Raw genomic sequence first — 12,343 nt, 5'->3', positions numbered from 1 at the left:
ATACTCCAAATTATAAGTGTCCTACTTTTCGAGAAAACACCGCTAAAACAAGCACTTACGGAAAATTATTATGATTTTAAAGAGCAACAAAACTATAACCAACTGTCCTTATTCAACTTATAATGGGACAGTACTGATTTGAAATTTCAAATAACCAAAGCGGTATTTTAGCCGATGAACTACATTCCTGCCAATTATAAAGGTGGCTATGGATACTTTTACGTCTGTAAAAGAGTAAAATTATTGTTTATTTATGGTTTCATTGTTAAAATGTCGGTTTTCATGAGCTTTCCGCGTGGGCTAAAGCCCACCCTACTTAAAGTTAAAAAAGGTTAAGGTATGGATTTAACGACACTTGCAAGTTCTGCGAAAAAGACGTCTACCCGCCTGGCGGCGGTTGACTCGAAACGGAAAAATAATGCGCTTAAAGCGATTGCATCTGCCATCGAACGCCATACTGACGACATCATCGCAGCAAATAAAATCGATGTCGAAAAAGCGACAAAAGAAAACATATCACCTGCCCTGCTGAAAAGACTTAAATTTGACGAAGGTAAAATCAAAGAAGTCTGCCACGGTGTCGAAAGTCTTATTGAACTCGAAGACCCTTCCGGCAAAACTCTATACGCTATGCAGATGGATAAAGGTCTCGACTTATACAAGGTTAGCTGTCCTATCGGCGTCATCGGCGTGATTTTCGAGTCAAGGCCGGATGCGCTTGTGCAGATTTCAACTTTGTGTCTGAAAAGCGGAAACGCCGTGATATTAAAAGGCGGCATTGAAGCTGCAAATACAAATCAAAGACTTTATGAAATAATCAATAAAGCCAGCGTTAAGGCGGGCATTCCTGAAAACTGGATTCAGATTTTGCAGACACGCGAAGATGTGCAGGCAATCCTGAAACTCGATAAATATATCGACCTGCTGATACCGCGAGGCTCAAATCAGTTCGTCAAATATATTATGGACAATACGAATATTCCTGTGATGGGACACGCAGACGGCATTTGTCATGTTTATGTTGATGAGCAGGCAGACATCGAAATGGCAGTAAAAATTACAGTTGACGCAAAGACGCAATACGCCGCTGTGTGCAATTCCGCCGAGACGCTTCTTGTCCATAAAAACGTCGCAAATAAATTTCTGCCGATGGTGAAAGAAGCTCTTGAGGCAAAAGGTACAGAGATTCGCGGCTGCGAAAAGACACGGGCAATCATCAACGTAAAACCAGCGGACGAAAAAGACTGGGCAACAGAATATCTTGCGGAAATTATTTCTATCAGAGTTGTCGAATCCATTGATGAGGCTATCGACCACATTAATACCTATGGTTCGCACCACACCGACGCGATTATTACACAGAGCAGGACTGTCGCGGCCGAGTTTATGCAGCTTGTCGATTCGGCGAACGTAATTTTGAACGCCAGTACGAGATTCAGTGACGGCTACCGTTACGGCCTTGGCGCAGAAGTCGGCATCAGCACAAATAAAATTCACGCTCGCGGGCCGGTTGGACTAGAAGGGCTCGTCATATATAAATGGAAACTCGTCGGCAGCGGACAAATCGTCGCCGATTATACAGGCGAAAACGCAAAACAGTTCACACATAAAAAATTGAAAACAGAATTTCATTTGTAATGAGAAATTTTACTAATTCCAAATTAATAATCGTTAAAATCGGCACAAGCACGTTGAGCAAAAACGGCGGCGTCAACAGCAGCTATATTCTCTCTGTCGCCAAGCAAATCGCCGAGCTTGCCAAATTGGGCAAAGAAGCTGTTATAATCACCTCCGGCGCTATTGGTATGGGAGCGGGGAAACTCAAAATCACCGAGGCAGTTACCGATATCGAAATGCGTCAGGCGTGCGCAGCGGTTGGTCAGCCTTTGCTTATGAGCGAGTACAGAAAGGCCTTCGACAAATTCGGCCTTACGTGCGCACAGGTTCTTTTGACCACTGAAGTACTAAACAACCGGAAAACATATCTGCATCTGAAAAATTCCATCGAGACTCTTTTAAAACTCGGTGTTGTTCCGATTCTCAATGAAAACGACTGCGTAGCGACCGACGAAATCGGTTCGGCATTCGGCGACAACGACAAATTGAGCGCACTTGTCGCAAGTAAACTTGATGCGGATGTTTTGATAATTCTTACGGATATCGACGGTCTGTACGACAAAAATCCGAAAGAACACGACGACGCACAACTTGTGAAAGTCGTTTATGAAATTACGCCGGAGATACTGAAAAGTGCCGGGGCAAAAGGCAGTAAATTCGCCACTGGCGGAATGAAAACAAAAATCGAAGCGGTGAAAATCGCATCAAACGCAGGCTGTCGAATCGTGCTGGCAAACGGTCAGACGAAAAACGTAATCACGAAAATTATCGCAGGCGAAGACATCGGCACAGTCTTTATGCCGAAGCGAAAACTCGATAACCGGCTCCGCTGGATTTTAAACAGCACAGCAAAGGGAAAAATCACTATCGATAACGGCGCTGCCGAGGCGATAAAGAAAAATAAATCCCTGCTGCCAAAGGGGGTAAAAGCCGTCAGCGGCAATTTTGAGCCAGGCGATGTGGTTATGCTCAACGAAACAGCCAAAGCGGTGGTAAATTTCAGCGATGAAGATTTAAAGAAAATAGCCGGCCGGCACAGCAGCGAAATCAAGGCCATTCTCGGTCAGGGGAAAAAAGACGTAGTTGCAACTCCGGAAAACATTGTTTTTCTTGATTATTGATTGACAATTTGACTGTTTTATAATAAAAGATAACCCTTTGAAAAATTAAAGAATGACATGCCGAAGTGGCGGAACTGGCAGACGCGCAGGATTCAAAATCCTGTCCTCGCAAGAGGGTGTGGGTTCAATTCCCACCTTCGGCATTTTTTTTGAGGTTGGTAAAGTTTTTACAGATCGAAAACCTGGCCTGGTGTCGGAACGCTGACGTTTTGCATACCTGACGCAAGCAGACTCTTCGAGAAGTGGTCGAGAGCGTTTTGTTCGCCGTGAACACAGAACGCGTGCCGGATATGCGATGGACCGCACGAATGGAAATACTCGAGCATTTCAGCTTCATCAGCGTGCGCACTTAACGCGGCTATCTCAATTACCTTCGCACGAAGCGAAACGAAATTACCGAAAATCTTCACGTCCCTTTGATGTTCTGCGATTCTTCTGCCGAGAGTGTTTTCAGCCATATAGCCGACAATCAGCACGATATTTTTCGGGTCTTCAATATTATTCCGCAGATGGTGCAGGATTCTGCCCGCTTCACACATTCCAGATGCGGAGATAATAATCATCGGGCCGTTCATCGCGTTTAATGCCATTGATTCGACGACGCTTTCGGTGTAGTGCATATTCTCGAAATCAAACGGCTTTTTGTCGTTGATGAGAAACTCCACCGCCGCGGCGTCCCAGCATTCTCTGTGCTTGCTGTAAACTGCCGTAGCGGCGCTCGACAGCGGCGAATCGACATAAATCGGAATCGATTTTATCTGCCCTTCGGTATAAAGCTTATTAAGCATATAAACAAGATATTGTGTTCTTCCGACGCTAAACGCAGGAATTATAATTTTGCCTTTCGTCTGGCAAATCGTATCAACGACTTTTTTCAGCTCTGCCTTTGCATCAGCGGCAGGCGGATGCAGGCGGTCGCCGTAGGTGCTTTCGGTAATTAAATAATCGATGTCTTTAATAGTAACCGGGTCTTTGAGAATCGGAATATCACGTCTGCCAATATCACCGGTGAACATAAGTTTTTTTATGCCGGAGCCATTCTCGCTGTAATTGATTTCCGTGAAAGCCGAGCCGATGATATGGCCGGCATCGTGGAAAGTAACTTCGACATTATCGAAGATTTTGAACGGTTTGGAATAAGGCTGCGAGACGAGATGTTCAATCGCTCTTGTCGCATCGTCTGGCGTATATAACGGCTCGAAAGGATTCTTGCCTGCCCTTATACGTTTCTTGTTTACGAATTCGATATCGTGAACCTGAATGCGAGCGCAGTCCTGGAGCATTACTTTGCACAAGTCGGCAGTAGCGTCCGTACAGAAAATTTTGCCCCTGAAACCTTTTTTTACAAGGGTTGGGATGTTGCCGCTATGGTCCATGTGGGCGTGCGAGAGCAGCATAACATCGATGGTTTTGGGGTCGATGAGAAAATGTCTGTTCTTCTCGAACGCTTCTTTTCTTCTGCCCTGAAACAGCCCGCAGTCCAAAAGAATATTTTTACCGTTAATAGTTACAATGTGAGATGAGCCGGTAACTTCGCCTGCTGCGCCGTGAAAAGTCAGTTTCATCAATCATCCTTAAAAATATTTGATTATTATAGCAAAAATATCAGTTTTTTACAAATTGTCTTTTCACAAAAAATATCAGCGGAACTGATGCCAACTGTGCAATCATTGAAAAGGCAATCAGCAGAGGTATTGAAACATCGTATAAAAATCCAATCACCATACTGCCCAAAAACCAGCATATTCCGTAGCCGGCGTTGAAAATGCCGTATCCGGTGCCGCGCTTGGATTTCGGCACCATATCGGCGACGACCGCACGGATAATAGATTCCTGCGCACCCATTCCGATGCCCCATAAACAAATGCCTATAATTATCATTACAGGTGTAGAGGCGAACGCGAAAATCGCGAAAAACGCTGATATTACCACAGCCGCCGCAAGCGAGAGCATACCGGCTTTGTCGTACCATCTGCCGAAGATTAAAGCGGCTACGCCATCGATACCCATCGCGATTGCATAGAGCAGCGGAATCCACTTGTCATCAAAAATAGCGTTTTGCTTAATATGAAACGCGACTAAAGGATAATCCGCAAAACCTGCGGCAATCAAACCAACCGCAGCCAAATACCACCAGAATACTTTCGGCAGTTTGCCGTCATCAGTAACCTGTGTATCTTTTTCTAATTTTTGCGGATGCGGATAAATGATACGCGACAAAATAAGAACTGCAATCGCAAGGCCTGCCGGAATTGCAAGAAATGCGTAAGCGTGCTTGTATGAATTTTTCGTTACCGCCAGGATAATCATCACGATAACCGGTCCCAACATCGCGCCGATTTGATCCATCGCTTCGTGAATCGCAAAGCCCCAGCCTCGACCGACAGAAGATGTCGCACTTGAAAGCATCGCATCACGTGCGGGATTTCGAATCGCTTTGCCAATTCGTTCGGCGACCATCAAGCCAACCGCCAAAGGCCAATGATTCGCTAAAGCCAGTAACGGCACCGCAAGCATATTAATAACATAACCAATGATTGTGATTGTCCAATATTTCTGTGTTTTATCAGTGAGAAGGCCGGAGAAGAAACGCAGGCCGTAGCCGAAGAGTTCGCCCGCACCGGCGGCAAAACCAACCGCAACCGCGCTTGCGCCAAGAATATTAAGATATGGCCCGGCAAGGCTTCGTGCGGATTCATACGTCATATCCGCCAACAGGCTGACCAAGCCCATCAGCACGATAAATCTCATCGCGGATTTTCGATTATTTTCCATCTTTTGTATTATATCTGTATGCGATTACCTTAATTGTTTCCAACGTAACCATTCCTTCCTTAATCATATCGTCCAGATATGGCAAAAACGATTCGATTTTTTCCGGAGCATCGACAATTTCAATAACGATGGGCAAATCTTCTGAAAGCCTTAAAATTTTCGCTGAATGCATGCGGCTGTCTGCACCAAAGCCCATCAGCCCGCGAAGTACAGTAGCGCCGGCCATATTATTTTTTCTGGCAAGATTAACTATTGCCTCATAAAGCGGCTTTCCATCAAATCTGTCCGCTTCTCCAATAAAAATCCTCAACAACTCCGATTCGGATGGTAATTTCATGATCATCCTTTCTATTAAATATATTTACCGATGGCTAAACCGGCTATCATACCAATCATTCCAAGAGTATTTTGCAGAACTATGTTTCCGGCAGCCCAGAACCACTGCGATTCATCAAGCAACTGCGCAGTCTCAAACATAAATGAAGAGAAGGTTGTAAATGCCCCGAAAAAACCGACGAAAATAATTATTCGCATCTGGCCGCTAATGGAAAGCCTGTTTTCTAAAAGTGCCCAAAGCAGACCAAAAACCAGACAACCAATTACATTTACAGCAGCGGTTCCAAAAGGGAATCCAACCGAAATGTTTTTCTGAACAAGGCCGCTAAGCCAGTAACGTGCCAGCGTACCGGCCGCCCCGGCAAGTGCAAGATAAATGAATTTTTGAAGCATATCTGCCCTTAGTAAATTAAACTAAGCAGCAGTATAAATCATATACAGGCCGCCTGCAAGTACAAGTATGCCGCAAATTTTTTTGAGAATTACCGCCCCTTTTGACTTTTCGTTCCAGTTCATATATCGCTGGACAACTTCCGTAAATGTTCCGGCCAATACAATAACTGAACAATGGCCAAGACCATAAGCAACCAAAAGCATAATACCATACGCAATGTTTGTAGATGCTACTTTAAATGTAACTGCCAACATCGGCGCCATATAAGCGAAAGTACAGGGACCCAGAGCGATACCAAAAACAAGGCCTAAAATCAGCGCAGCCAATAATCCTTTTTGTTTCATACCGATTCGCCCCGGGCCGGAAAACGGCATTGGAATTACATCAAGCAGATGAAGCCCGACGAAAAAAAATATCGCAGCGACAAAATAATTGCCGTACCTTCCGACATTACCCATCATTCGTCCGGCAGCGGCGGTAACAGCACCGACAATTCCAATCGTTATCAGTATCCCGACAGCGAAAAGAAACGAAATCCAGAACGCACGTTTGGTTGAAATTTTGCCCTGCTCATCAATAAAGCCAACAATCAGCGGAATGCTCGCAAGATGACAGGGACTCAACAAAATGCTCAAAATACCCCAGATAAATGAAGCGGCCAGAGCAATAAGTGCTGTGCTTTCAACCGCGTTTGTCAGTTGTGTAAAAAGCTCCTGCATTATAATTTGACTCCCATTTCGGTTAGTTTCTTTTCTATGTCAACCTGGGGATAAAAACCAGTGTGTCTGAAAACTTCTTTTCCGTCTTTATCGAAAAACACCTGTACCGGAATACTCTGAATACCATAACGGCTGGCAAGGACTTCCTCTTCTTTAACGTGCACAAAAAGGATGTTGGCTTTGCCGGCGTATTTTTCTTTGAGATTTGCCAGAACCGGCGTCATCATATCACATGGACGACATCCTGTTGCACCAAAATCGACAACAGATGGGTTTCCGCTGGCGCGGGCTTTATCGACTGGATTATCTTTTATACTCGCAGCCTGCGCACCGACCCAACTCGAAGAAACTTCTATGGTTTGCTTCTTCCCAAGAGTTTTTATATGCTCCGTGACAACTAATTGCTGTTTTTGGCCGAGAACATATTGTTTTATCTGCTCCTTCATCGCATCCAAAGTTGCCCCGCCGCAGGCATCTTTGTTTTCCTGGTAAAATTGATTTACTTCGGCATCGGTCACACTGACAGATTTTACAACATTGTCAAAATACGCCTGAATAATTTCTTTATCTGCCTTATTTTTTACATCTGTGTTGCTGTCAGCGGCATACTTTTTGGCAACCACCGTCAAAATTTTCAGAGTGGCGATTTGCTCAGCTAAAAAGAATTCATTCTTTTTAAGCTGCTCTTGCATCTCTTTAGGATTTTTTTCAATCTCTTTGGCTATATCTGAAGTACTTATAGTCAAATCATCGGATTTCACAAGTATCCCCGCTGGAAGTTCAGCAAGTTTGGCGTAAGTTAAACATCCCAACGCAAGGTCTGGATATTTATCACTTACCATAATTGCGTTAGGTTCGGCCGTTGAAATAACCGAAGATAAACCTATAATTACGATTGCTGCAATTCTGATTAGTTTTTTCATAAATTTCCTTTATTTTATTTCAAAGCCTAATTCTTTCCACTTGGCTAAAATTTCTTCTTTCGAGAAGAAACCCTGATGACGGAAAAGTTCTTTTTCATTCGGGTCGAAGAAAATTTGCGTCGGGATTATTTCGATGTGGTATTTTTCGCCATAAGCGGGAGCTTTCCAGACATCATAAAAAATCACATCCAGTTTGCCCTTGTATTCAACTGTCAACTCATCAAGTACGGGTTTCATCATTTTACATGGAATACATTTATCCGCACCGAGGTCGATAAGTTTCGGCAGCTTCACAGCAACAGCAGGCTGATTTGATTCCGGAATCACAGACTGATTAGGTTCTGCAACAGGCTGCTGATTAGTACCAACAATCGAAACAGGTTCCGACTGCTTTTCTTTATTCTTCAGCACAACAACAGCGATAACAGCGGCGGCGAGAATAACTACAACAATTAATTTCCACAAATTCTTCATCATTTTAGCATCTCCTTTATTTGTTCGACTGTCGGGACGTTGCCAGTGACTTTTACTTTGCCGTCAACAACAAGAGCAGGCGTTGTCATAACGCCAAACTTCATTATGTCTTTAATCTGTGTTACTTTCTCAAGTTCGTATTCAATAGCCATTTCTTTTGCCGCTTGTTCAGCACATTCAGCAAGTTTTTTGCACTTCGGACAACCCGTTCCAAGTATTTGAATTTTTTTCATTTATATTTCCTTCTTAAACCAGTTTTGTGTTCTCAAACATATTTTAACAAGCATCAGCATTACCGGCACTTCAATCAAAACGCCTACAACAGTCGCAAGAGCGGCACCACTCGACAGGCCAAATAACATTGTCGCAGTCGCTATCGCAACCTCAAAATGATTCGATGCGCCAATCATCGCTGACGGCGCGGCATCGGCGTATTTAAATTTCCATAATTTTGAAAGCCAATAACCAATCGCGAAAATAAGCACCGTCTGGATAAACAGCGGAACCGCAATCCAGAGAATAGTAAGAGGATTGCTAATAATCGTTTCGCCTTTGAAACTAAACAAAAGCACAAGCGTTATCAGCAATGCGATAATCGTAATCGGCGTAAGAAAATGCAGGAATTTTTCGTTGAACCACTGCCGTCCTTTTACGGCTATAATCCATTTTCGCGAAATGAAACCCGCAACCAGCGGCAGCGCGACATAAATCGCAATCGAAAGCACTAACGCCTGCCAGGGAACAGGCAATTTGCCAACGCCAAGCAGAAAACCGCCCAGCGGTCCGTAAAAAAACAACATCGTCAAAGAATTTATCGCAACCATTATAAGTGTGTGGCCGTCGTTGCCCTTCGCCAGATAGCCCCAGACCAAAACCATCGCTGTACATGGAGCAATACCGAGCAGAATGCAACCCGCAAGATAACTTCGCCAAAGCGGAACTTCCAGCATCTTTACACCGCCGGATTCAATGACTTTACCAACGCCGTAAATAGCGCCAACAGGCAAATCCAAACCAAAAGGCATTTTTACCAGGTCAACGGCATCTGCACCTATAAAACCTTTAAATAAAACCCCTAAAAACAATACAGCTATCGCATACATTGTGAAAGGCTTAATCGCCCAATTGACAAATAACGTAAGCCCGACAGGTTTTATGCTTTTGCCGGCTTTGAGAACTTCCGCAAAGTCTATCTTGACCATAATCGGATACATCATAAAGAAAAGACATATCGCAATTGGAATCGAAACGACCGGCGCACCGTTAACAAAAATCGACATACCATCCAGAGACTTTGCAAAACCCGGAGCAAGTTTGCCTAAAATAATACCGCCGATAATACAAAAAACTACCCATAACGTCAGGTAGCGCTCAAAGACACCTAAATTTCTTGCTTTCTCTTCTGCCATATCAAAATCCTTTTATCCTTTACAACAAGAAGATTTACATTCTTTTTTAGTTTCCTGCCGACAAATGGATTCGTGCGATTTTACGGATTGTCCCTGCTGGTCAATAAACTCATCCATTGCAGCATTAGAGCCTTTTTGGACGGCTTTGCCAATGGAAATCGCCATTTTGATTTCTCTGTCCGCAGCGCCGGTCTGCTTAGCCTTATCAAGATGATAAACCAAACACGGCTGGCAATGCGCCGTTACCGATGCGCCGATAGCAACCAATTCTTTGTGCTTGTCAGAAATTGCCTCTGAAGGTTTTTCAGCAACCACATTAATACTCACGATGTAATCACCGATTTTTTTACCTTCCGGCATTATTTTTTTAACTTCTTTATATAGCGGGTCGCTGCAATCTTCCAGAACATCAAAATTATATTTTTTTTCTTCCGTTGTAATATTTGTAAGACCGGCATTTTGAGCCATTTTAATTGTATCATCAATAAGTACCGCACCTGCGACACAGCCGACTAACGCCGAGGCTGATTCCAAAACCTCTTTTGGCAAATGTTCTTTTAAAGCCAAATCAGAAACACATGCTTTACCGCCGGGTTTTAAAACTCTGGCAATTTCATTCCAGACCTGCTGCTTTGCGGGCGAAAGATTTATCACACAATTAGAAATAATAATATCAACACTGCTGTCTGCAACGGGCAGATGCTCAATTTCGCCAAGTCTGAATTCCACATTGTTAAGACCTATTTTTTCACTGAACTTTGAAATGCCCGTTCTTGCTTTGCTTAACATATCCGGCGTCATATCAACGCCGATTGATTTCCCCTGTGCTCCGACTTTTTTAGCTGCGATGAAAACATCAAAACCGCCGCCGCTGCCTAAATCGAGGACTACCTGCCCTGCTTTGAGATTTGCGACAGCAGTAGGATTGCCGCACGAAAGACCCATATTTGCACCGTCGGGCAGAATCGCAAGCTCGTCTTTTGTATATCCTATTCCTTCTGCAAGCTGTTGGGAAGATTTTGAACTGCCGCAGCAGCCTGAATTTCCTTTGGCAATTTCGCCATAACCTTTTCGAACCGTTTCTCTTATTTTTTCATTTGAATCACCAGTCATATTATTACCTCAAAATTTTAAATGCTTATTTATTATTATTAACATTTCTCAAAAAGTAATCAAAAAATAAAATCCCGCAATAACAAGAACCGCTCCTGCAATCCATCGAATCGCCGCATCAGCACCTTTGGCAGCAAGGCTGACTTTGCTTAACGAAATTCCAAGCAGCACCGCTCCGAGCGGCAGGCTGAAACCAATGGCAAACATCGCCAGCATTAGCATTGCCCAGAAGACTTTCCCTTGCAGAATCGCCGCTCCAATCACAATGAAAATGCCCGGATTGCACGGCAGAGAACTGGCAGCAACAATGCCGCCTAATATAAGGCCTGTTAATATCACACCAGATTTCCCCATCCTGCTTTTGACACCTTCAAACTTGCCAAACGAAAGTTTAAAAGGCAAAAGGTTAAGAGCTGCCAATCCAAGAAAAACGGCTACTACACCCGCAAAGACTTTCCAATATCGTCCCAAAGTGTTTTGAGCCATCTGACCTACGAAACCCGCGAGACCTCCAATAATCATCAGGGAAATAATCGTTCCTAATGTGAAGAGCAAAGCGGTTTTTACCGCTGTCTTTCTGGTGTCATTTGCCTGGGTGCCGGAATAGCCAAGCAAAATTCCCAACGCCGGTAACGTACAGCAGGCACTTGTTGCAGCACTGACTGTTCCAAGAATAAGAGCAAAAACAAGTCCAATCGGTTGAGAGGCAACTTGCTGCAATGTATTTGTAATATATTCAAGCATTATAATATCCTTACCGAACTCTGGGACCTAATGGTGCTGAAGGACTGCAACCTGAAGATGAAGGTCCGCAACCTGATGGGCCACAGCCTCCGGCTTGGGAGGAAGCAACATAAGCCTGTAAAATTTTCTCTTCTGTTATTCCTCCTGATACAGTTCCCACACCCTTGCCTTTACTCATTACCAGCATGCCGGGTAATGCCAATTGAGCAGCTATATTTTCGTATTCTGGGGAATTTGATTGTAAAGTATATAAACCAAGCTTAGCTCCCTTAGCTTCTATAATTTTCTCTGCTGATGTTATTGCATCGAAAGTTGCCTTGGAAACTATGTCGGTATTTTTTGCTGGAACAAAAATAAAGACAGCATCTTGATTCATAGCTACTTTGTTTAGTGTTGCAAGTGAATCCAGAAACACGCCCACTTTATTATTGTCCTCGACCGCTTTAACTACAGGTTCCTGTTTATCGACAGCAGAGGCTACGGAATTCTGCTCATTTACTTCTTTTGCAACAGGAGAGACAAACGCGGTTGTCGTTGGATTAACTGGAGCCGTCTGTTTTCCATTCTTTGCTTTATAAACGAAAATTCCGCATACCGCCAAAAGCACGACAATACAAATCACTGCTTTTAGTTTGTTGTTTCCCGACGGTTTACCACAATTACATCCCGGCCCACAATCTGATTTTATTTCTGTCATCTATTTTCCTTTCATTTATTT

At 43.7% G+C, this 12,343-nt stretch carries 14 protein-coding genes and 1 tRNA gene; 3 read left to right on the top strand and 12 right to left on the bottom strand.

The window, feature by feature from the left end; genetic code table 11:
• The first annotated feature begins 339 nt into the window (after window positions 1–339).
• The 3 genes from LLF92_07920 (at window position 340) to LLF92_07910 (ending at window position 2,881) form a co-directional block, all read left to right on the top strand.
• Window positions 340–1,638: a glutamate-5-semialdehyde dehydrogenase gene (locus LLF92_07920; protein MCE5341039.1), complete on the top strand. Its 1,299-nt coding sequence runs from the start codon at window positions 340–342 to the stop codon at window positions 1,636–1,638.
• Window positions 1,638–2,738 carry a glutamate 5-kinase gene (gene proB, locus LLF92_07915; protein MCE5341038.1) on the top strand — a complete coding sequence of 367 codons (1,101 nt, stop codon included), beginning with the start codon at window positions 1,638–1,640 and terminating at the stop codon, window positions 2,736–2,738. The genes LLF92_07920 and proB overlap by 1 nt, the downstream gene beginning before the upstream one ends.
• 59 nt (window positions 2,739–2,797) lie before the next feature.
• Window positions 2,798–2,881 (top strand) — tRNA-Leu (locus LLF92_07910).
• A gap of 24 nt (window positions 2,882–2,905) precedes the next feature.
• Here the strand turns inward: LLF92_07910 and LLF92_07905 are convergent.
• From LLF92_07905 to LLF92_07850, 12 genes are read right to left on the bottom strand one after another with little or no spacing between them, the layout of a single operon-like run.
• Complete coding sequence (locus LLF92_07905) at window positions 2,906–4,303, bottom strand: MBL fold metallo-hydrolase (protein MCE5341037.1); 1,398 nt, start codon at window positions 4,301–4,303, stop codon at window positions 2,906–2,908.
• Window positions 4,304–4,343: 40 nt separating this feature from the next.
• Window positions 4,344–5,513, bottom strand: coding sequence for an MFS transporter (locus LLF92_07900; GenBank protein ID MCE5341036.1), 1,170 nt, complete (start codon window positions 5,511–5,513; stop codon window positions 4,344–4,346).
• Entirely contained in the window at window positions 5,503–5,850 is a 348-nt protein-coding gene (locus LLF92_07895; GenBank protein MCE5341035.1) for a DUF190 domain-containing protein, read from the bottom strand. The genes LLF92_07900 and LLF92_07895 overlap by 11 nt, the downstream gene beginning before the upstream one ends.
• Window positions 5,851–5,864: 14 nt before the next feature.
• Entirely contained in the window at window positions 5,865–6,242 is a 378-nt protein-coding gene (gene crcB / locus LLF92_07890) for a fluoride efflux transporter CrcB (GenBank protein ID MCE5341034.1), read from the bottom strand.
• A gap of 21 nt (window positions 6,243–6,263) precedes the next feature.
• On the bottom strand, window positions 6,264–6,962 hold the full coding sequence (locus LLF92_07885) for a cytochrome c biogenesis protein CcdA (GenBank protein MCE5341033.1): 699 nt from the start codon (window positions 6,960–6,962) through the stop codon (window positions 6,264–6,266).
• Complete coding sequence (locus LLF92_07880) at window positions 6,962–7,885, bottom strand: thioredoxin fold domain-containing protein (GenBank protein ID MCE5341032.1); 924 nt, start codon at window positions 7,883–7,885, stop codon at window positions 6,962–6,964. Before LLF92_07880 ends, LLF92_07885 begins: the two co-directional genes overlap by 1 nt.
• 9 nt (window positions 7,886–7,894) lie before the next feature.
• Window positions 7,895–8,362, bottom strand: a complete 468-nt coding sequence (locus LLF92_07875; protein ID MCE5341031.1) for a thioredoxin family protein — start codon at window positions 8,360–8,362, stop codon at window positions 7,895–7,897.
• Window positions 8,359–8,592 carry a thioredoxin family protein gene (locus tag LLF92_07870; protein ID MCE5341030.1) on the bottom strand — a complete coding sequence of 78 codons (234 nt, stop codon included), beginning with the start codon at window positions 8,590–8,592 and terminating at the stop codon, window positions 8,359–8,361. The genes LLF92_07875 and LLF92_07870 overlap by 4 nt, the downstream gene beginning before the upstream one ends.
• Window positions 8,593–9,768 carry an ACR3 family arsenite efflux transporter gene (gene arsB, locus LLF92_07865; protein MCE5341029.1) on the bottom strand — a complete coding sequence of 392 codons (1,176 nt, stop codon included), beginning with the start codon at window positions 9,766–9,768 and terminating at the stop codon, window positions 8,593–8,595.
• A 12-nt stretch (window positions 9,769–9,780) separates the two neighbouring features.
• Entirely contained in the window at window positions 9,781–10,881 is a 1,101-nt protein-coding gene (arsM, locus tag LLF92_07860; protein MCE5341028.1) for an arsenite methyltransferase, read from the bottom strand.
• Between the two features lie 48 nt (window positions 10,882–10,929).
• Window positions 10,930–11,625, bottom strand: coding sequence for a hypothetical protein (locus LLF92_07855; protein MCE5341027.1), 696 nt, complete (start codon window positions 11,623–11,625; stop codon window positions 10,930–10,932).
• A gap of 10 nt (window positions 11,626–11,635) precedes the next feature.
• Window positions 11,636–12,322: a hypothetical protein gene (locus LLF92_07850; protein ID MCE5341026.1), complete on the bottom strand. Its 687-nt coding sequence runs from the start codon at window positions 12,320–12,322 to the stop codon at window positions 11,636–11,638.
• Between the last annotated feature and the right edge of the window lie 21 nt (window positions 12,323–12,343).

The sequence above is a fragment of the Planctomycetaceae bacterium genome, from assembly GCA_021371795.1.
Taxonomy (GTDB): Bacteria; Planctomycetota; Phycisphaerae; order Sedimentisphaerales; family UBA12454; genus UBA12454.
The sequence above is the reverse complement of the archived record's forward strand: the minus strand, read 5'-3'. Positions and strand labels throughout refer to the sequence as shown.

Coding starts and splice junctions, on each gene's coding strand:
- arsM (MCE5341028.1), bottom strand. CDS start 10,881: ATGACTGGTGATTCAAATGAAAAAATAAGAGAAACGGTTCGAAAAGGT.
- LLF92_07885 (MCE5341033.1), bottom strand. CDS start 6,962: ATGCAGGAGCTTTTTACACAACTGACAAACGCGGTTGAAAGCACAGCA.
- proB (MCE5341038.1), top strand. CDS start 1,638: ATGAGAAATTTTACTAATTCCAAATTAATAATCGTTAAAATCGGCACA.
- LLF92_07895 (MCE5341035.1), bottom strand. CDS start 5,850: ATGAAATTACCATCCGAATCGGAGTTGTTGAGGATTTTTATTGGAGAA.
- LLF92_07900 (MCE5341036.1), bottom strand. CDS start 5,513: ATGGAAAATAATCGAAAATCCGCGATGAGATTTATCGTGCTGATGGGC.
- LLF92_07870 (MCE5341030.1), bottom strand. CDS start 8,592: ATGAAAAAAATTCAAATACTTGGAACGGGTTGTCCGAAGTGCAAAAAA.
- arsB (MCE5341029.1), bottom strand. CDS start 9,768: ATGGCAGAAGAGAAAGCAAGAAATTTAGGTGTCTTTGAGCGCTACCTG.
- LLF92_07905 (MCE5341037.1), bottom strand. CDS start 4,303: ATGAAACTGACTTTTCACGGCGCAGCAGGCGAAGTTACCGGCTCATCT.
- LLF92_07850 (MCE5341026.1), bottom strand. CDS start 12,322: ATGACAGAAATAAAATCAGATTGTGGGCCGGGATGTAATTGTGGTAAA.
- LLF92_07920 (MCE5341039.1), top strand. CDS start 340: ATGGATTTAACGACACTTGCAAGTTCTGCGAAAAAGACGTCTACCCGC.
- crcB (MCE5341034.1), bottom strand. CDS start 6,242: ATGCTTCAAAAATTCATTTATCTTGCACTTGCCGGGGCGGCCGGTACG.
- LLF92_07875 (MCE5341031.1), bottom strand. CDS start 8,362: ATGATGAAGAATTTGTGGAAATTAATTGTTGTAGTTATTCTCGCCGCC.
- LLF92_07880 (MCE5341032.1), bottom strand. CDS start 7,885: ATGAAAAAACTAATCAGAATTGCAGCAATCGTAATTATAGGTTTATCT.
- LLF92_07855 (MCE5341027.1), bottom strand. CDS start 11,625: ATGCTTGAATATATTACAAATACATTGCAGCAAGTTGCCTCTCAACCG.